Source organism: Micromonospora sp. C41 (genome assembly GCF_018070485.1).
Lineage (GTDB): Bacteria > Actinomycetota > Actinomycetes > Mycobacteriales > Micromonosporaceae > Micromonospora > Micromonospora chalcea.
On sequence record NZ_JAGPXP010000012.1, the window covers coordinates 97,326 to 116,826 of the forward strand.

The 19,501-nt window shown below is 72.0% G+C and carries 16 protein-coding genes; 5 read left to right on the forward strand and 11 right to left on the reverse strand.

Annotated features, from left to right (window positions below):
• Window positions 1-1,266: an aspartate kinase gene (locus KBX43_RS15450; protein WP_030502103.1), complete on the reverse strand. Its 1,266-nt coding sequence runs from the start codon at window positions 1,264-1,266 to the stop codon at window positions 1-3.
• A gap of 238 nt (window positions 1,267-1,504) precedes the next feature.
• Between KBX43_RS15450 and KBX43_RS15455 the strand changes: the two genes are divergently transcribed.
• Window positions 1,505-2,269 carry a hypothetical protein gene (locus KBX43_RS15455; RefSeq protein ID WP_051611336.1) on the forward strand — a complete coding sequence of 255 codons (765 nt, stop codon included), beginning with the start codon at window positions 1,505-1,507 and terminating at the stop codon, window positions 2,267-2,269.
• Between the two features lie 10 nt (window positions 2,270-2,279).
• Here KBX43_RS15455 and KBX43_RS15460 read toward each other — a convergent pair whose 3' ends face one another.
• Complete coding sequence (locus KBX43_RS15460) at window positions 2,280-3,266, reverse strand: DUF5937 family protein (RefSeq protein WP_043327847.1); 987 nt, start codon at window positions 3,264-3,266, stop codon at window positions 2,280-2,282.
• Between the two features lie 71 nt (window positions 3,267-3,337).
• On the opposite strand from KBX43_RS15460, the gene KBX43_RS15465 reads away from it, so the two are divergent.
• Both KBX43_RS15465 and leuA read left to right on the forward strand, forming a co-directional pair.
• The gene (locus KBX43_RS15465; protein WP_051611334.1) at window positions 3,338-4,612 is read left to right on the forward strand and encodes an MFS transporter; all 1,275 of its coding nucleotides are present in this window, start codon (window positions 3,338-3,340) and stop codon (window positions 4,610-4,612) included.
• Between the two features lie 238 nt (window positions 4,613-4,850).
• The gene (gene leuA, locus KBX43_RS15470) at window positions 4,851-6,596 is read left to right on the forward strand and encodes a 2-isopropylmalate synthase (RefSeq protein WP_043327846.1); all 1,746 of its coding nucleotides are present in this window, start codon (window positions 4,851-4,853) and stop codon (window positions 6,594-6,596) included.
• A 52-nt stretch (window positions 6,597-6,648) separates the two neighbouring features.
• Here leuA and KBX43_RS15475 read toward each other — a convergent pair whose 3' ends face one another.
• Entirely contained in the window at window positions 6,649-8,079 is a 1,431-nt protein-coding gene (locus tag KBX43_RS15475) for an MFS transporter (protein WP_209963606.1), read from the reverse strand.
• A gap of 108 nt (window positions 8,080-8,187) precedes the next feature.
• Here KBX43_RS15475 and KBX43_RS15480 point away from each other — a divergent pair, with 108 nt between their 5' ends.
• On the forward strand, window positions 8,188-8,847 hold the full coding sequence (locus KBX43_RS15480) for an HNH endonuclease family protein (RefSeq protein WP_069089554.1): 660 nt from the start codon (window positions 8,188-8,190) through the stop codon (window positions 8,845-8,847).
• A complete protein-coding gene (locus tag KBX43_RS15485) occupies window positions 8,829-9,275 on the forward strand; it encodes a hypothetical protein (protein WP_187693158.1) in 447 nt (148 codons plus the stop codon). The genes KBX43_RS15480 and KBX43_RS15485 overlap by 19 nt, the downstream gene beginning before the upstream one ends.
• Before the next feature lie 56 nt (window positions 9,276-9,331).
• Here KBX43_RS15485 and KBX43_RS15490 read toward each other — a convergent pair whose 3' ends face one another.
• The 8 genes from KBX43_RS15490 to KBX43_RS15525 all read right to left on the reverse strand — a co-directional run bounded on the left by KBX43_RS15490 (window position 9,332) and on the right by KBX43_RS15525 (window position 19,467).
• Window positions 9,332-10,435 (reverse strand): ABC transporter ATP-binding protein, encoded by a 1,104-nt coding sequence (locus tag KBX43_RS15490; RefSeq protein ID WP_104114937.1) that lies wholly within the window; start codon window positions 10,433-10,435, stop codon window positions 9,332-9,334.
• Window positions 10,432-11,547, reverse strand: coding sequence for an ABC transporter ATP-binding protein (locus KBX43_RS15495; RefSeq protein ID WP_069089551.1), 1,116 nt, complete (start codon window positions 11,545-11,547; stop codon window positions 10,432-10,434). Before KBX43_RS15495 ends, KBX43_RS15490 begins: the two co-directional genes overlap by 4 nt.
• 7 nt (window positions 11,548-11,554) lie before the next feature.
• Window positions 11,555-12,523, reverse strand: a complete 969-nt coding sequence (locus KBX43_RS15500) for an ABC transporter permease (RefSeq protein ID WP_113973605.1) — start codon at window positions 12,521-12,523, stop codon at window positions 11,555-11,557.
• Complete coding sequence (locus KBX43_RS15505; protein WP_069089549.1) at window positions 12,520-13,524, reverse strand: ABC transporter permease; 1,005 nt, start codon at window positions 13,522-13,524, stop codon at window positions 12,520-12,522. Before KBX43_RS15505 ends, KBX43_RS15500 begins: the two co-directional genes overlap by 4 nt.
• Before the next feature lie 78 nt (window positions 13,525-13,602).
• Window positions 13,603-15,267, reverse strand: a complete 1,665-nt coding sequence (locus KBX43_RS15510; RefSeq protein ID WP_104114940.1) for an ABC transporter substrate-binding protein — start codon at window positions 15,265-15,267, stop codon at window positions 13,603-13,605.
• Between the two features lie 322 nt (window positions 15,268-15,589).
• Window positions 15,590-16,183: a recombination mediator RecR gene (gene recR, locus KBX43_RS15515; protein ID WP_210885053.1), complete on the reverse strand. Its 594-nt coding sequence runs from the start codon at window positions 16,181-16,183 to the stop codon at window positions 15,590-15,592.
• 8 nt (window positions 16,184-16,191) lie between these two features.
• Window positions 16,192-16,500: a YbaB/EbfC family nucleoid-associated protein gene (locus KBX43_RS15520; protein WP_030502117.1), complete on the reverse strand. Its 309-nt coding sequence runs from the start codon at window positions 16,498-16,500 to the stop codon at window positions 16,192-16,194.
• Between the two features lie 108 nt (window positions 16,501-16,608).
• Window positions 16,609-19,467 (reverse strand): DNA polymerase III subunit gamma and tau, encoded by a 2,859-nt coding sequence (locus KBX43_RS15525; protein ID WP_210885055.1) that lies wholly within the window; start codon window positions 19,465-19,467, stop codon window positions 16,609-16,611.
• Window positions 19,468-19,501 lie beyond the last annotated feature (34 nt).

A 19,501-nucleotide genomic window follows, 5' to 3' on the forward strand; every position in this document is an offset into this window, starting at 1 on the left:
TTACCGCCCGGTGCCGGCGTAGACGACGGCTTCGGTGTCACCACCCAGCTCGAAGGCGTCGTGGATGGCGCGGACCGCCTTGTCCAGGTCGGTGTCGCGGCAGACCACGGAGACCCGGATCTCCGAGGTGGAGATCATCTCGATGTTGACGCCGGCCGCGCCGAGGGCGGCGAAGAAGCCGGCGGCCACGCCCGGGTGCGAGCGCATGCCGGCGCCGATCAGGCTGACCTTGCCGACGTGGTCGTCGTAGAGCAGGCCCTTGAACTTGACCGTCTCCTGGATCTTGCTGAGCGCGGTCATCGCGGTCGGGCCGTCCGCCTTGGGCAGCGTGAACGAGATGTCGGTGCGGCCGGTGCCCTCGGTGGACACGTTCTGCACGATCATGTCGATGTTGATCTCCGCGCCGGCGACCGTGTCGAAGATGCGCGCGGCGGCGCCCGGCTCGTCGGGCACGCCGACGATCGTGATCTTCGCTTCGCTGCGGTCGTGGGCGACCCCGGTGATCAGTGCCTGTTCCACAGGAAGGTCCTCCATCGATCCGGTGACCATCGTGCCGGTGTTGGTCGAGTATGACGAACGGACGTGGATCGGCAAGCCCGCGCGCCGCGCGTACTCGACGCTGCGCAGATGCAGCACCTTCGCGCCGCAGGCGGCCAGCTCCAGCATCTCCTCGTAGGTGATCCGGGTGATGTGCCGGGCGTTCGGCACGATCCGCGGGTCAGCGGTGAAGATGCCGTCCACATCGGTGTAGATCTCGCAGACGTCCGCCTCCAGCGCGGCGGCGAGCGCCACTGCGGTGGTGTCCGAGCCGCCCCGCCCGAGTGTGGTGACGTCCTTGGTGTCCTGCGAGACGCCCTGGAAGCCGGCGACGATGACCACCGCGCCCTCGTCCAGCGCGCCCTTGAGCCGCCCCGGGGTCACGTCGATGATCCGGGCCCGGCCGTGCACCGATGTGGTGATCACGCCCGCCTGGGAACCGGTGAACGAGCGGGCCTCGTACCCCAGGTTGTGGATGGCCATGGCGAGCAGCGCCATGGAGATCCGCTCCCCGGCGGTGAGCAGCATGTCCAGCTCGCGGCCGGGCGGCAGCGGGCTGACCTGGTTGGCGAGGTCGAGCAGCTCGTCGGTGGTGTCGCCCATGGCGGACACCACCACGACCACGTCGTCGCCGGCCTTGCGCGCGGCCACGATGCGCTCGGCCACCCGCTTGATCCGCTCGGCGTTGGCGACGGAGGACCCGCCGTACTTCTGCACCACGAGTGCCACGACGGTGCACTCCCTCCCAGCGACGACCCTGAGCGTGCCGACGCCGCCGGGTCTCTCGGTCCGGCGGCGCGTGTCAGACCGCCTCAGCCTATCGGGCGGCCCGCGACGCCGGGTCGGGTGATCCCACCATCCGGCCCCGGCGTGGGGCGGCTCACCAGCCCCGGAGTACGCGACACGCCAAGCGGTACAGCCGTACGGTGGGCTGTCCGCGGCCGCCCGGACGACGCAGAATGAGCCGGTGCACGCTCATCGACGCGCGGCCCGCCGGGCGACCGGCGCGCTCGCGCTCATCCTGCCGACGCTGCTGGCCGCCTGTGTGAACGACCGGCCCGAAACGGCGCCCACCGGCTCCGCCGACCCGGTGCCGGTGCAGGTGGACGCCGCCCGCGACGAGCTGGCCGGGCTGGCCGCCGCCGCGCAGGACCGGCACCACACCGCCGCGTACTCCTTCACCCCGGCCGAAGGCGCTCCCCGCACGGTGGCGGTGACCAGCGCCAACGACGGCAGCTGGCGGGTCGACGTGCCCGGCTGGGGGCGGGACGGGACGGTGGACGTCTCGCTCGCCGCCACCTCCGACGGGCTGTTCCAGTGCGCGCTGCCCTCGGCCGGCTGGACGCAGGCGGCCAGCTGTGTCCGGCTCGGCGACGCCGACGACGCGGTGCCCCGCCGGCTGGACCCCCGGGTGCAGCACCCGTTCACCGACTGGCTGGAGGTGCTGACCGACAGGCGCGCGCCGCTCGCTGTCTCCCCCGCCGCGCCGCTGCCCGGCGTCACCGGCCGGTGCTACTCGGTCGACACGACCTCCGCCTCGCTGAACGCGCCGTTGGACGTGGGCATCTACTGCTTCCGGGAGGACGGCACACCGGCGGCGGTCCGGGCCGGCTTCGGCACGCTGACGCTGACCGGCGAGCCCGGCGCCGCGCCGGGCACCGTCGAACTGGCCGGCGCGGTGACCGACGGCGAGCCGGTGAGCCGGGACGCCCCGAGCCCGGGAGCGCCATGACGCGTTCCGCTCAGCCGCCACGCGCGGCGCGGAGCAACGCGGCACCGACCTCGGTGTTGCGGTAGAGCACGTGCCGCCCGGCGCGGGACCGGGTGACGAGACCGGCGGCGTGCAGCGCGGAGAGGTGCTGGGACACGTTCCCGGCGGACAGCCCGGTGAGCCGGGCGAGGTCCGTGGTGGTCGTCGCCGCGTCGAGCAGGTTCAGCAGGGCGGCCCGACCGCCGCCGACCACCCGGGCGAGCGCGTCGCCGGCCGGTTCAGGTCCGCGTTCCCACAGCGTCCCGACCGCCCGAACCGGGTACGCCGCGGCCGGCAACGAGTCCTCCAGCAGGTTCCACAGCACCCGCTGGCGGCTGAACACGCTCGGGTTCAACGCCAGCCCTCGCCCCCGCAGGTCGAAGTCCCGCTCGAACGGGTCGTCGCTGACCACCCGGTCGCCGAGCCACCGCAGGCCGGGGTGGAGCCGCTCGAACAGATTCCCCGTCCCGCCCTCGGCGAGCTGGGCCGCCCGGTACGCGACGTCGGCGTGGAGCACCGCTCGCATCCGCGGCCAGTCCGGGGCGATCGCCTCGTCGTACCAGACCCGCATCGCCTCGACGAGCGGCGGCAACAGCTCGGTCGGGTCGGCGAGCAACGCCCGCCCGAACGGGCGTAGTGGTCCGCTCGGCGTGGTCGCCAGCAGGTCCCGGACCACCACGTCGGGCGGCGTCGCGGCGATCTGGTCGAGCTGGCCGTCCATCTCCACCCCGGGGCGGGCCGCCGGGGTGAGGAAGTCGGGCAGCCAGCGGCGCGGCAGGGTGAGGTGCACCAGCGGAGCGACCCGCTCGGCCACCTCCGGGCGGCGCAGCGTCGCCCGGGCCCGGTCGATCCACTGCAGGTGCACCGGATAGCGGGCCGGATCGGCGAGCGCCCACAGGCTCATGACCGTCTCGTTGGCCGGCGACACACCGAATCGCACGCCCGCGACGTCGGCCAGCGTGAACCGCAACTCGGACATGCGCACCCCCCGATTCGCCTCAGCCTAAAAGGCTCGACCGGCGCGTGGGGGGCACGATCTGCTCATCGGTCATGGGGGCCAGAGAGAGCATCCGCACCGCCGTCCGCGACGTCGTACCACCGGCCGGGCTGACCCGCGCCCTGGCCGTGCAGGCGATGGTCTACGCCGTCGGCACCGGACTGTTCCAGGCGGGCAGCGCCGTGTTCTTCACCCGGGCGCTCGGGCTGAGTCCGGCCCAGGTGGGTCTCGGCCTCTCCCTCGCCGCCGGCGCGTCACTGCTCGGCACCGTGCCGCTGGGCGGGCTCACCGACCGGTACGGGCCGCAGCGGGTGTGGATCGTCTGCCTGTTGCTGGACGCGGCGCTGTTCGCGGCGTACCCGTTCGTCGGCGGCTTCGCCGGGTTCCTCGCGGTGGTGATCGCGCTGGCCGTGACGGGCGCGGCGACCGGCGTGGCCCGCCAGGTCTACTCGATCAACGTGCTGCGCCCGGAGGAACGGGTCACCGCCATGGCCTACCAGCGCTCCTCGCTGAACGTCGGCTTCGGGATCGGCGCGCTGATCAGCGGCCTGGTGCTGGCCGTCGACACGATCTGGGCGTACCGCGGGATGGTCTGGTTCATCGCCGTGGTCTTCCTGGTGACCGCCGGTTTCGTCCGCCGGCTGCCGCGACTGCCGGAGGTGACCCGCACGGCCGAGCCGATGAGCCGGCTGGCGGTGCTGCGGGACCGGCCGTTCATGACCGTCGCGCTGCTCTCCGGGCTGCTCACCGCGCACCAGACGCTCTACCTGACGGTGATGCCGCTGTGGATCCTCACCCACACCGACGCGCCGAAGACGATCATCGCCGGGCTGGTGCTGCTCAACACCGTGCTGATCGTGCTGTTCCAGGTACGCGCCAGCCGGGGCGCGGACGACGCGCCGGGCGCGGCCCGTGCGTCCCGTCGGGGCGCGGTTTTGATCGCCCTGTTCTGCCTGGTCCTGCCGATTTCCGGCGCGACCCGGGGAGCGCTCACCGTGGTCGCGCTGGTGGCCGCCGCGACACTGCTCATCCTGGCGGAGCTGATCGAGTCGGCGGGCGCCTGGGGACTCACCGCCACGCTGCCACCCGCCGCCCAGCGCGGCGCGTACGTCGGCGCGTTCGGGCTCGGCTCCCAGTTGCAGTTCCTGATCGCTCCGGCCGGGCTGACCGCGCTCGGCGTGAGCACCGGCGGCTGGGGCTGGTACCCGGCCTCGGCGATCTTCATCCTCGTCGGACTGGCGATCGTGCCCGCGGTGACCCGGGCGGAACGGACACCTCGGCTACCGGACGTGGCGAAGCCCTCCGGCTCCGTGACTCTGGTCCCATAGTCCGGACCAGCCTTCCCACCGCACGTCCCACCACGTAGGGTGACCTTGTCATGTGGCGCGCGTACCTTCTCCTTGGCTGCCGCGACGAGGCCTGACCGGCCGGCACCTCGTCGCGGAGTCGCTACGCGCCGTCCAGCACATCCGATCTTCTTCTCGGCACCGCCGCGCACCGTCGCCCGGCATTCCGCCGACACCTTTCCGATCTGCTGACGCCACATGTTCCAGGGAGCACTCCGAGATGGCTCAACCTGTCACCGCCACCGATCCGTTCGCCAGCCAGCGCCCCAGCCGGATGCCGGTCCACCGCTACGTCCCGTACGACCGTGAGTTCGGCGTCGACCTGCCGGACCGCTCCTGGCCCACCCGCCGCGTCGAGGCCGCGCCCCGCTGGTGCGCAGTCGACCTCCGCGACGGCAACCAGGCGCTGATCGACCCGATGTCGCCCGAGCGCAAGCGGCGGATGTTCCAGCTGCTGGTGCAGATGGGCTACAAGGAGATCGAGGTCGGCTTCCCGTCGGCGAGCCAGACCGACTACGACTTCGTACGGCAGCTGATCGAGCAGGACCTGATCCCGGAGGACGTCACCATCCAGGTGCTGACCCAGTGCCGGGAGCACCTGATCGAGCGGACCTTCGAGTCGCTGCGCGGCGCCCGCCGGGCCATCGTGCACTTCTACAACTCCACCTCGACGCTGCAGCGCCGGGTGGTCTTCGGCCTGGACCGCGACGGCATCACCGACATCGCCACCCAGGGCGCGCGGCTGTGCCAGAAGTACGCGGAGATCCACACCCCGGACACCGACATCCACTACGAGTACTCGCCGGAGTCGTACACGGGCACCGAGCTGGAGTACGCGCTGGAGGTCTGCTCGGCGGTGATCGACGTGATCGACCCGACGCCGGACCGGAAGCTGATCATCAACCTGCCGGCCACGGTCGAGATGGCGATGCCGAACGTCTACGCCGACTCGATCGAGTGGATGCACCGGCGTCTGCCCCGGCGGGACAGCCTGGTGCTGAGCCTGCACCCGCACAACGACCGGGGCACCGGCGTGGCCGCCGCCGAGCTGGGCCTGCTGGCCGGCGCGGACCGGATCGAGGGCTGCCTGTTCGGCAACGGTGAGCGCACCGGCAACGTCGACCTGGTGACGCTGGGCCTGAACATGTTCTCCCAGGGCATCGACCCGATGATCGACTTCTCGAACATCGACGAGATCAAGCGCGCCGTCGAGTACTGCAACCAGCTGCCGGTGCACGAGCGCCACCCGTACGCGGGCGACCTGGTCTACACCGCGTTCTCCGGCTCCCACCAGGACGCGATCAACAAGGGCTTCGCCGCGCTGAACGCCGACGCGGCGGCGGCCGGGGTGCCGGTGGACGACTTCACCTGGGCGGTGCCCTACCTGCCGATCGACCCGAAGGACCTGGGCCGCACCTACGAGGCGGTCATCCGGGTCAACTCGCAGTCCGGCAAGGGCGGCGTCGCGTACATCATGAAGACCGAGCACCAGCTCGACCTGCCGCGCCGCCTCCAGATCGAGTTCTCCGGCGTGGTGCAGCAGGTCACCGACCACGACGGCGGCGAGGTCGAGCCGGGCTCGATGTGGGATATCTTCGCCCGCAACTACCTGGTCGACCACCAGGTCGACCCGGCCGTGAAGCTGGCCGAGTACACCATCGGCACCGTCGACGGCAAGGTCGAGATCGACGCCCGCGTCGGCTTCGGCGGGGAGACCCGCGCGCTGACCTCCGTCGGCAACGGCCCGATCGACGCGTACGTCAACGCGCTGCAGTCCCTGGGCGTGGCGGTACGGGTGCTCGACTACCACGAGCACGCGCTGTCCTCCGGTGGGGACGCGCAGGCCGCCGCGTACGTGGAGTGCGAGGTGGACGGCCGTACGGTGTGGGGCGTCGGGGTGGACGCGAACATCGTCACCGCCTCGATCAAGGCGGTCACGAGCGCGGTGAACCGCACCCGCGCCTGAGGTGTAAGGAAGGGCCCCTTCTTAACGCATTCTGCATAGGAGGGGGCCCTTCTTAACGCTTCCGCCCGGGGCGGTGGATCAGCACGGCGGCTAGCACCGCGCCGGCGAGCAGCAGCCCCGCGCACCACGCCAACGCCCCCCGGTACGCGACTGCGAGCGCGCCCTTCTGCTCGTACCCGGTGCCCGACAGCCCGACCAGCAGCGGCAGCGCGGCCACCGCGAGCAGGCCGCCGGCCCGGGACGCGGCGTTGTTGAAGCCGCTCGCCACCCCGGCGAACCGGTCCGAGACCGCGCCGAGCACCGACGTGGTCAGCGGCGCGACCACGAGCGTGAGCCCGGCGCCGAACAGCGCCACGCCCGGCAGCACGTCCACCCAGTACGACGCACCAGGCCCGACCCGGCGCAGCAGCAGCAGACCCACGGCGGCGATCACCGGGCCGACGGTGAGCGGCAGCCGGGGGCCGATGCGGGCCGACAGCGCGCCCGCGCGCGGCGAGCCGACCAGCAGCAGCACCGTCATCGGCACTGTGGCCAGGCCGGTGAGCAGCGCCGACCAGCCGACCACGTTCTGCAGGTAGACGGCGAGGAAGAAGGTGAACCCGCCGAGCGCGGCGTACACCACGACGGTGAAGACGTTCAGCACGGAGAACAGCCGGCTGGAGAACAGCCCGGTGGGCAGCATCGCGGTGTCGCCACGCCGCCGCTCGACCAGCACGAACACCACCACGGCGACCACCCCGAGCACTGCCGCGACCAGCACCGCCGGGGAGGCGCCGCGCGCCGGGGCGTCGATCAGCGCGTACGTGACTCCGCCGAGCGCGAGCGCGCCGAGCAGCGCACCGGCCACGTCGAACCGCCGCCCCTTTCCGGTACGAGACGCCGCCTCGTCGCGGCTCTCCGGCACCCAGCGCAGCGCGGCGAACACCACGCCCACGGCCAACGGCAGGTTGACGAAGAAGATCCACCGCCAGGAGAGCGTGTCGATGAGCCAGCCGCCGAGCAGCGGGCCGAGCGCTGTGGACACGCCGGACAGTCCGGACCAGGTGCCGATGGCCCGGCCCCTGTCGTCCGGGTGGAAGCTGGCCTGGAGCACCGACAGCGACCCGGGGGTGAGCAGCGCCCCGCCTGCGCCCTGGAGGAACCGGGCGGCGATGAGCCAGCCGGTGTCCTGGGCGAGCCCGCAGAGCACCGACGCCACCGCGAACCAGACCACGCCGAGCAGGAAGATGCGCCGCCGCCCGAACCGGTCCCCGAGCGCGCCGCCGAGCAGCACGAACGCGGCAAGCATGAGCAGGTAGCCGTTCACGGTCCACTGCAGACCGGCGACGGTGGCGTCCAGCTCCGCGCCGAGGCGCGGCAGCGCGACGTTGACGACAGTGCTGTCGAGGAACACCATGCCGGAGGCGAGGATCGCGGCGAGCAGCGTGCCGCGTCCGGCGGCGGAGCCGGTACGCAGGGCGGGAGCGGGTGCGGGTGCGGTCACGTCTCACCACTCTGCCCGCCGCCCATCCTCGACGCCACGAATCGCAGAAACCGCCGCCGGGTACTGTGCGGACTCGCCCGGAGCACGCAAGCTGGAGAGGTGTCGTCTGTGCGTACGAGATCAGGAGCCCGAGCCGGGCTGGCGGCCGCGCTGAGCGCGGTGCTCGCCCTCGGCGTGGCCGGCTGCGAGGTGTCGGTCACCGAGCCGGAGGCGCCGCCGAGCGCCGCCGGGAACGTCAACAAGCAGCTCGGTGAGCTGACAGTGGCCACCGCCGGGTCGATGAAGGGCTACAGCCGTTCCCGCTTCCCGCACTGGCGGGGCACCGGCAAGAACTGCGACGTACGCGACAGCGTGCTGCAGCGCGACGGCGAGGACATCAAGCTGTCCGGCTGCAACGTGGTGGGTGGCCGGTGGGAGAGCGTCTACGACGGGGTGGTGCTGACCGATCCGTCGGGCGTGGACATCGACCACACGGTGCCGCTGGCCGCCGCGTGGCGGTCGGGCGCGGACGAGTGGGACGACTCGAAGCGCGGCGACTTCGCCAACGACCTGACCCGGCCGCAGCTCATCGCGGTTTCGGCGCGGTCCAACCGGGCAAAGGGTGACCAGGATCCGTCCCAGTGGAAGCCGCCGAACCGGTCGTCCTGGTGTCAGTACGCGGCGGACTGGGTGACGGTCAAGCACTACTGGCGGCTGACTGTGACAAGTGCCGAGAAGGCCGCTCTCACCGACATGCTGGAGGGCTGCACATGGGCGAGCAAACCGTGACCGGGCCGGACGCCACACCGGCCCCGGCGGGCACGCCGGAGACAGACGCCGCACCCGCCGGTCCGGCCTCGGCCGGGATGACGGCGGACGGCCGGCAGCCGGAGTCGGCGGACGTCGCCGGGGCGGGCATGACCGCCGACGCGGTGCCGGGGGCGCCGGCCGGGGGCGCGCCGGCCGGAGCGGCGGACCGGACCACCGACATCGTCCCCGGTCCGGGCGGGGTCATGACCGACGAGGTGGGCGTGGTGACCGGCGAGCTGACGCTGCGCACCGAGCACGCCGACGGCCGGGTGACGCTGCGGGTGCAGTACAAGGACGCCGACGAGTGGTACGCGGTCACCGGCGGTTCCGCGCCGCTGGCCGACCCGGCGGCGCTGGACGCCGTGCACACGATCGCGGTGGGGCTGCTCAACCGCCCCGAGGGCTGACCGACAGACAAAAGGCGCGTCCCCACCCGGCCCGGTGGGGACGCGCCTTTGTCGGATCAGACGTACGAGCCGGGCTCGCTGGGCGCGGAGACCACGCCCGGCTCCTCACCCTCGCCCTCCGGCCGGGTGATCTTCGCGGTCACCTCGTGCGGGCGCAGCTCACCGGCGGCGATCTGCTCGGCCCAGTGGCAGGCCACCCGGCTGGCGCCGATCTGGCGCAGCTCCGGCCGCTCGTCGGCGCAGCGGGTCGGCTGCGCCCACGGGCAGCGGGTGTGGAACCGGCAACCCGACGGCGGGTTGGCCGGCGACGGCAGGTCCCCGGCGAGCAGGATGCGCTCGCGCCGGTCCTCCACGTCCGGGTCCGGCACCGGGACCGCCGACATCAGCGCCCGGGTGTACGGGTGCAGCGGCTCGGTGTAGAGCCGGTCGCTCGGCGCCTCCTCGACCAGCGCGCCCAGGTACATCACGCCGACGATGTCGGAGATGTGCCGCACCACCGCCAGGTCGTGCGCGATGACCAGGTAGGTCAGGCCGAGGCTGTCCTGGAGTTCGTCCAGCAGGTTCACCACCTGCGCCTGGATCGACACGTCGAGCGCGGAGACCGGCTCGTCGGCGACGATCAGCTCCGGGCCGAGGACGAGCGCGCGGGCGATGCCGATGCGCTGGCGCTGGCCGCCGGAGAACTCGTGCGGGTAGCGGGACAGCGCCCACTTGGGCAGTCCCACCGCGTCCAGCGTCTCACCGATGATCCGCCGCCGGTCGTTGCGGTCGGTGCCGATGCCGTGGGTCTGGAGGCCCTCGGTGAGGATCGACTCGACGTTCTGCCGGGGGTCCAGGCTGGACATCGGGTCCTGGAAGATCATCTGCATCCGGCGGCGCATCGTCCGCAGCTTGCCGGCCGGCAGCGTGGTCAGCTCGACGCCGTCGAACTGCACCTCGCCGGCGGTCGGCGGGGTGAGCTGCAGCAGCGCCCGGCCGAGCGTGGACTTGCCGCAGCCCGACTCGCCCACCAGCCCGTACGTCTTGCCGCGCGGGATGCTCAGGTCGACCCCGTCGACGGCTTTGACGTGCCCGACGGTCCGGTCGAAGAGCACGCCCCGCCGGATCGGGAAGTGCACCTTCAGGTCGCGGACCTCGACGAGGATGTCGTTGTCGCTCATGGGGTCTCCTCCTCGCGCGGTGCCGGTCCGAAACCGGGCGCCGCGGGCGGGTCGGCCGGCTCGGCCTGGGCCGGCACCGTACCCGGCTCGGCGGTCGTCGGCGCGGTGGCCCGGACCTCCGCCTCCGGGGTCAGGCCGGGGATCGGCACCGGGTTGACGCAGCGGTAGCTGCGCGCGTCGTGGGTGAGCACCAGTTCCGGCGGCTCGCCCACGCACTCGTCGACACGGCGGGCGCAGCGCGGGGCGAACGCGCAGCCGTCCGGCCAGGGCAGCACGTCGCGCACCGAGCCGGGGATGGGGTTGAGCCGTTCGCCACGGCCGGCGTCCAGGCGGGGCACCGAAGCGAGCAACCCCTCGGTGTACGGGTGCCGGGGCTGGCGGAAGAGCGGACGGCGGGTGGCCGTCTCCACCACCCGGCCGGCGTAGAGCACGTTGATGGTGTCGCACATGCCGGCCACCACGCCGAGGTCGTGGGTGATCATCACCAGCGCGGTGCCGGAGTCGCGGACCAGGTCCTTCAGCAACTCCAGGATCTGCGCCTGGATGGTGACGTCGAGCGCGGTGGTCGGCTCGTCGGCGATCAGCAGCCGGGGCTGGCAGGCGACCGCCATGGCGATCAGCGCCCGCTGCCGCATGCCGCCGGAGAGCTGGTGCGGGTACTCCTTGAGCCGGCGGCGCGGGTCCGGGATGCCCACCCGGTCGAGCAGCTCGGCGGCCTCCTTGGCGGCCGCCTCGCCCTTCATCCCCCGGTGGCGGGTCAGCACCTCGGTCACCTGCAGCCCGATCGGGATGACCGGGTTCAGCGAGGAGAGCGGGTCCTGGAAGATCATCGCCACGTCCCGGCCGCGGATGTCGCGGCGGGACCGGTCGTCGAGCTGGAGCAGGTCGGTGCCGTCGAAGACCGCCTTGCCGCCGACCCGCAGGCCCGGCTGCTTGGGCAGCAGCCCCATGATCGCCAGCGACGTGACGCTCTTGCCGCAGCCGGACTCGCCGACCAGGCCGACCACCTCGCCGGCGTCGACCGAGAAGGACACCCCGTCCACCGCGCGCACGGTGCGCTGCCCACGCCGGGCGAACGTGACGGAGAGGTCGTCCACTTCGAGCAGTGCCATGAGAGACCTACTTCCGCAGCTTCGGGTCGAGGGCCTCGCGCATCGCCTCGCCGAGCAGGGTGAAACCGAGCGCGGTGATGATGATGCCGAGCGCCGGGTAGATCGCCAGGCCCGGCCGGATGCCCAGGTACGGCTGCGCGTCGGCGAGCATGACGCCCCACTCCGGGATGGCCGAGTCGGGGTTGCCGAGGCCGAGGAAGGAGAGCGCGGCGGCCTCGATGATCGCGGTCGCCAGCGTCAGCGTGGCCTGGACGATGACCGGGGCGATCGAGTTCGGCACCACGTGGGTGAGGGCGATCTTCGACCGCTTCACGCCGAGCGCCGTCGCCGCCAGCACGTAGTCGCTGTTGGACTGCGCGATCATCGAGCCGCGCAGCAGCCGGGCGAAGATCGGCACGGACACCACACCGACGGCGATCATCACGGTGGTGAGGCTGGCGCCGAGCAGCGCCGCGATGCTCACCGCGAGCAGCAGGCTCGGCATGGCCAGCAGCATGTCGATGAAGCGCATCAGGGTGCTGTCGATCCAGCGGCCCCAGCGTCCGCCCAGCCCGGCCGCCGCGCCGGCGACGCCGCCGATCAGCGCGCCGACCGCGAGACCGATCAGGGTGGAGACCACGCCGACGAGCAGCGTCTGCCGGGCCCCGACGACCAGCCGGCTGAACTCGTCCCGGCCCTGGTGGTCGAAGCCCAGCCAGTGGTCGGCGGAGGCACCCGGGATGACGCCCTGGCCGGATTTGACCAGCCCTTCCCGGATGCCGATCGAGTCCGTCGGGCTGTACGGGACGAAGAACGGCCCGATCACCGCGACCAGGACGAAGACGGCCAGGATGACGACGCCGATGATGGCCGCCGGGTTGCGCCGCAGGCGGCGGAACGCCTCCTTCCAGAGGCTCACCCCCTGCTCGTCCTCGCGGGCGGACAGTTCGGCGAGCCGGTCGATCTTCTCGCGCTTCTTTCCTCCGGTGATGGTCATCGCACCCTCACCCTCGGGTCGATCACGCTGTAGGAGAGGTCGACCAGGAGATTCACCAGCACGTACACCACCGCAATGATCATGATGAAGCCCATCAGCACCGGATAGTCGCGCTGGCTGATCGACTCGGCGACGAACGCGCCGATGCCGCTGAAGGCGAACACGGTCTCGGTGAGCACCGCGCCGGAGAGCAGGAGACCGGTCTGCAGACCGATCGAGGTGGCCACCGGCAGCATCGCGTTACGCAGCACGTGCCGGCGACGGACGGTCCGCTCGGTCAGGCCCTTGGCCTCGGCGGTCCGGACGAAGTCCTCGTTGAGCACCTCCAGGACGCTGGCCCGGGTGATCCGGACGATGATCGCGAGCGGGATGCTCGCCAGCGCGATGCCCGGCAGCACGAGGTGCCAGAGCGCGTCGGCGGCGGCGTCCCACTCGCGGGTCATGATCCCGTCGAGGACGAAGAAGTTGGTGACCCGGGTCGCCCCGATGGTCGGGTCCTGCCGGCCACTGGAGGGGAACCAACCCAGGTTCTCGGCGAAGATCGCCTTGAGCACGTACGCCAGGAAGAAGACCGGGATGCAGATGCCGATGAGCGATCCGCCGACCGAGGCGTGGTCGAGGAACCGGCCGCGGCGGCGGGCGGCGAGGTAGCCGAGCGGGATCCCGATGCCGACCGCGAGGATCATGGCCATGACGGTCAGCTCGACGGTGCCGGGGAACCGCTCCAGGAACTCCGTGGTGACGGCCCGCTTCGTGCCGGTCGACGTGCCCAGGTCGAGCCGGATCATCCGCCGCAGGAAACGGGCGTACTGAACCAGGATCGGCTCGTCGAGACCGAGGTTGCGCCGGATCGCGGCGCGGGACTCGGGCGTGCCCCGTTCACCGAGGATCGCGGTCTCGGGACCGCCGGGAAGTCGGCGGAGCCAGATGAACAGCAAAACGGAGAGCCCGAACAGCGTGGGTATCAGCTGTAGCAGGCGTCTGACGATGAACCGGAACACGGGCGCCTCGGAGGGTGTGCGGAGGGGTGCGGGCGGGCGCTGTGGTCACAGCGCCCGCCCGCGTACGGTGCGTTCAGATCACTTGAACTCTGCGCTCGAGTACCGCTCGTCGGTGAGCGGGCTCGCCTTGACCCCGGTCACGTCCTTGCCGAACACGATCGCCGGCGGGGAGTGCGAGATCGGCACACCCGGCAGGAAGTCCATGATCGTCTTGTTCAGCGCCTTGTACTTCTCCGTCCGGGCCGCCACGTCGGCGGTGGTGTCGGCGTCCTTGAACTGCGCGAAGAGCGCGGGGTTGTTGAAGCCCCACTCGTCCTTCTGGCGGTCGAAGAAGGTGCCGATGAAGTTGTACGCGTCGCCGTAGTCACCGGTCCAGCCGAGGAAGTGCAGGTCGTGCTTGTTGCCGGAGGTGGTGGCGTTCAGGTAGTCCGGGCTCCACTTGAGCGGGATGGCCTGGACGTTGATGCCGACCGCCTTGAGGTCCGCCGAGAGCAGCTCGAAGATGTCCTTCGGGTTCGGCATGTACGGCCGGGTGACCTCGGTCGGGTAGTGGAACCGCAGCGTCAGGTTCGACGCGCCCGCCTCGGCCAGCAGAGCCTTGGCCTTGGCCGGGTCGTAGTCGTACTTGGTGACGTCGCCGTTCCAGCCCTCGACGGTGTCCGGGAAGAAGTTCATCGCGACCTTGGCGCCCGGGGGGAGCTTCGAGTCGACCAGGGCCTGCCGGTTCAGCGCGTGCGCGATGGCCTGCCGGACCTTCAGGTCGGCCAGCTTCGGGTTCCCCTTCTGGTTGATCGCCAGGTAGAGGATGTTGAAGGCGGGCCGGGTGAGGACGTTGAAGCCCTCCTTCTTCAGCGGCTCCACGTCCGCCGGGCCGACGAGGTCGTAGCCCTGGATGTCACCCGAGCGGAGCGCCTGCTTGCGGGCGTTCTCGTCCGAGATCGTCTTGAAGATGATGGTCTTCAGCTTGGCCTTTTCGCCGTGGTAGTCGTCGTTGCGCTCGATGGTGAGCGTCTTGTTCGCGATGTCCCACGCCTTGAACTTGAACGGGCCGGTGCCGGTCGGGTGCTCCATCGCGTACGCCGGGTACTTGATGTCCTCGGCGGTGCCGGTCACGTTGCTGGCGTCGTACTGCTCCATCGCCTTGGGGCTCTGGATCGAGAACGACGGCAGCATCAGCGCGGCCGGGATCTTGCTGGAGACCCGGGTGAACGTGAGGTCCACAGTGGTGGCGTCCTTGGCGGTGCAGGACTTGAAGAGGCTCGGCCCCAGCTCCGGGTCCTCGTTCTTGGCGAACCCGCCCATGACGTCCTGCCAGTACGCGGTCACGTCCGGGCTCTGCATGAGGCCCTTGGCGTTGTACCAGCGGTCGAAGTTGGCGCAGACGGCCTCGGCGTTGAAGTCGGTGCCGTCGTGGAACTTCACGCCCGAGCGGAGCTTGAAGGTCCAGGTGGTGCCCGCCGCGTCCGGCGTCCAGGACTCCGCGAGGCCCGGCGTCACCTTGGTGCCGCCCTCCTCCGGACGGACCAGCGTCTCGAAGACCTGGCGCGCCACGCGCAGCGACTCACCGTCGCTGGCGAAGCTGGGGTCGAGCACCTTCGGGTCTCCGGCGACGCCGAAGACGAGGGTGTCCTTCTTGCTATTTCCTCCGGAGCCGCTCTCACGGTCGCTCTCGGCGCAGCCTGCAACCGCGAGGGCCGCGACCGCGACGGCCGCGATTGCGACCTTCGGCCTGGATGCACGCATGGTGCTTCACCTCGTCCTTGGGGGTACGGACAACGTGGTGACAGGGTCACCGATGTGCGCAGACCTTAGCCCTCGGGTGGACGGCGCGGAAACGGGCGGGGGGCGGGTTGGTATCGAATCGTGTCTGTTCTGGATCGAGGCATTCGATTCGAAGGAGAACACTGCCTAGCGCCGAATTTTCGTCGGTTTGAAGGCCGAATTTATTACGTCGATCCGGTCCCGGACGCACGTTCGTGTCAGATCGGCGCGCGCCGGGTTCCAGCGCGCGAACACGTCCGGCGGGCACCCCGCAGGGCACCCGCCGGAAGCGACGCGGCACAACTCAGACGGCTCGGCGCCCCTCGAACGCGCGGCCCAGCGTGATCTCGTCGGCGTACTCCAGATCGCCGCCGACCGGCAGCCCACTCGCCAGCCGGGTCACCGCGATCCCCATCGGCTTGACCATCAGCGCCAGATAGGTGGCGGTCGCCTCGCCTTCGGTGTTCGGGTCGGTGGCCAGGATCAGCTCACGTACCGAACCACTGCCGAGGCGCGTCATCAGCTCACGGATCCGCAGGCTGTCCGGACCGATGCCCTCCAACGGATTGATCGCGCCACCGAGCACGTGGTAGCGCCCGCGGAACTCGCCGGTCCGCTCGATCGCCACCACGTCCTTGGGCTCCTCGACCACGCAGAGCACCTCGTCGGTACGCCGGGGATCGCGGCAGATCCGGCATTGCTCCGACTCGGCCACGTTGTAGCAGGTCGTGCAGAACCGGACCAGGTCCTTGACCTTGCGCAGCGCGCCGGCCAGCCGGTTCACGTCGGCCGGATCCGCCGACAGCACATGGAACGCGATCCGCTGGGCGCTCTTCGGGCCCACGCCCGGCAGCCGGCCCAGCTCGTCGATCAGGTCCTGGATGGCACCCTCGTACATCTGCCGGCTCAGAACCCGGGCAGGCCGAGGCCGCCCATGCCGCCCGCGACCGGGCCCATCTTCTTCTCGGTCAGCTCGCGGGCCGCCTCGGCGGCGTTGTGCACGGCCGCGACCACCAGGTCCTCGAGCGTCTCGACGTCCTCCGGGTCGACCGCCTTCGGGTCGATCTTGATCGCCTTCAGCTCACCGGTGCCGGCGACTGTGGCGGTGACCAGGCCACCGCCGGCGGTGCCGGTCAGCTCCGCCTCGGCCAGCTCGGCCTGGGCCTTGGCGATCTGCTGCTGCATCTTCTGCGCCTGCTTCAGCATCTGCTGCATGTTCGGCTGTCCACCTGGGCGCACGGACCGCTCCTTCTTCCACTCGTCTGCTCGGCCGCGCCCAGCCTAGTCGGGCCACGGCGCGGCTCCTTCGCGGTCGGCGCGCGCTCAGCGCGCGTCCACCTCGTCGATCTTCTCGGCCCCGAACGTCTCACGCAGCAGCTGAACCGCCTGCTCCTCGCTCGACTGCCGGGCCGTCCGCTCGTCGATCACGTCGTCGAGCGGCTCGTCGCCCGGGTCGAACCCCTCGTAGGCCGGCGCCGCGGCGGGCGCCCGCCCACCCCGCACCGGGCCGTCGAAGTCCGGGTCGTAGGGCGGCTCGCCCGCCCATTCGGCGTCGGCCGTCTTCCGCGCCGGCTGCGCCGCGCGCGACCCCTTGCCGGGACCGCCGCCCGCAGCAGCCGCCGCCGCTGCGGCACGCGCCGCCGCGATCGCGCTGTTCTTCGGCCCACCGCCCCCCGGCCTCGCGCCACCGGCCGGCGCCGTCGGGGGTGCGGCAGGCTTGGGTACGGCGACAGGGGCGGTAGCGGTCGCCGTGCCCCCGCCCGGACGTGCCGCCGCCGGCCAGTCCTCCGCGTCGCCGGTGCTCGCGGCCGAGGCGGCAGCGGTCGCCGCGCCACCGGGCCGCACCGGCTCCGGCCAGTCGTCCTCGTCGGCCTGCCCGGCCGCGCCCTGACTGCCGAGGGTTCGGTTGCCCGTGGCACCGGTCGAGCCGGACACCGGCTGTCCCGGGGCGTCGCCGAGACCGGCGGATGCCGGACGACCGGCAGCGCCGGAGTCAGGACGGCCCGGTCCGGCGTCCGTCGAGCCAGGACGGCTCCCGTCGGGTGTGGTCGAGTGGGAGAAGTCGCCCGAGCTGCCGGAAGCGGAGCGCGCCTGAGCGTTGGCCGCCACTCCGGGGGCCGGGCGACCGGGTGAGGTGTCGGACGACCCCGGAGCCGTCGGAGCGGACGCCGGGCGACCCGGGACGCTGTCGGACGGTGCGCGGTCGGGCGTGCTGTCGGTCTGCGCTCGTGCCGCGCCGGACGGGCGGGACGGGCCGCCGAGCGATGCGGCGCCGCGCTCGCCCGCCACCTCGCAGCGGATCTGCCAGCGACCGCCGAACTCCTCGTAGAGCGCGTCGGTCAGCACGGCCGCGTGGTCGGCCATCATCTTCGCCAGCACCGTCGACTTCACGGTCAGTACGAGCGTGTCGCCGTCCAAGTCGCGCACCACCGCGTCCCGCATCAGCGCGGCGATCCGCTTGTTGCTCCGGTTCACCTTGCCTACTACCTCGGGCCAGACCCGGCGCACCGCCACCGCGTCGAGCGCCCCCGGATTCGCCGCGCCGGGGCGGGGCGGCTCGGGCGTGGCGGGGTCGGGCATCACCGCAGACGGCGGCACCGGGCGGCGGGCGGCGGCCTGACCGGAAGTCGTCGGGCCGGCAGTTGACCGCTCGGAGGCCGACGCGGAGAACCCGGCGTCCGTGCCGGGGTGAGTTCCGGCAGCCGCTGTCGCCTCGGTCGTCGACGAGCCGGAATCGGCAGCGGCCGGGCCGGCGTCGGCAGCCGCACCGGCCGGGGCGGGACGGGAGCCGGTAGCCCCGACGGCAGAGCCCGGGCGGGAACCGGGCGCGGCGCTGCGGGAACCGGCAGCGGCGGCTGCGGCGGCACGTGCGGCGGCGGCACCGGTCGGGGCACCGGGAGCCGCCGGCGTGCCGGCGGTGTCCGGGTGGACCGCGGCGGCAGCCGCGCCCGGGGCGGAAGCCGCCGGGCGTACCTCAGGGGTCTGGGTGGGATGCGCGGACGGCGACGGCTCGACGCCGCCCAGCGTCAGCCGGCGTTCCATCCGCTCCAGGCGCTGGAGCAGGCCGCCGGACGAGTCGTCCGCGCCGGGCAGCAGCATCCGGGCGCAGATCAGCTCCAGCAGCAGCCGGGGCGCCGTGGTGCCGCGCATCTCGACCAGGCCGTTGTGCACGATGTCCGCGCAGCGGGACAGCGTGGCCGGGCCGAGGCGCTGCGCCTGGGCGGCCATCCGCTCGATCTGGTCGGCCGGGCCGTCGATGAGGCCCTTGGCGGCGGCATCCGGCACCTGCTGGAGCACGATCAGGTCGCGGAGGCGTTCCAGCAGGTCGGAGGCGAAGCGGCGCGGGTCGTGGCCGGCCTCGGCGACCCGGTCGACAGTCGCGTACGCGGCGGCGCCGTCACCGGCGGCGAGCGCGTCGCACATCTCGTCGATCAGCGCCGAGTCGGTGACGCCGAGCAACGCGGCGGCCCGGGCGTAGCCGACACCCTCCGGGCCGGCGCCGGCGATGAGCTGGTCGAGTACGGAGAGGCTGTCCCGGGCGCTGCCGCCACCGGCGCGGACCACCAGCGGGAATACAGCCGGATCGACAGTGACGCCCTCGGCCTCGCAGAGCTGCTCAAGGTAGGGACGGAGCACCTTCGGCGGGATCAGCCGGAACGGGTAGTGGTGGGTCCGCGACTTGATCGTGCCGAGGACCTTCTCCGGTTCGGTGGTGGCGAAGATGAACTTGACGTACTCCGGGGGCTCCTCGACCAGCTTCAGCAACGCGTTGAAGCCGGCCGACGAGACCATGTGCGCCTCGTCGATGACGTAGATCTTGAAGCGGCTGCGGGCCGGCGCGAAGAACGCCTTCTCCCGCAGCTCACGGGCGTCGTCGACACCACCGTGGCTGGCCGCGTCGATCTCGATCACGTCGATCGAGCCGGCACCGTCGGTCGCGAGCGAACGGCAGGACTCGCACTGCCCGCACGGCTCGGGCGTGGGGCCCTGCTCACAGTTGAGCGAGCGGGCCAGGATCCGGGCGCTGGAGGTCTTGCCGCAGCCCCGGGGGCCGGAGAAGAGGTACGCGTGGTTCAGCCGGCCGCTGCGCAGCGCCTGCGACAACGGCTCGGTGACGTGATCCTGGCCGATGATCTCGGCGAACGTCCGCGGCCGGTACTTGCGGTAAAGGGCCAGTGCCACCCGCCCCGCCTCCTCTCGACCGAGCCATTCTGCG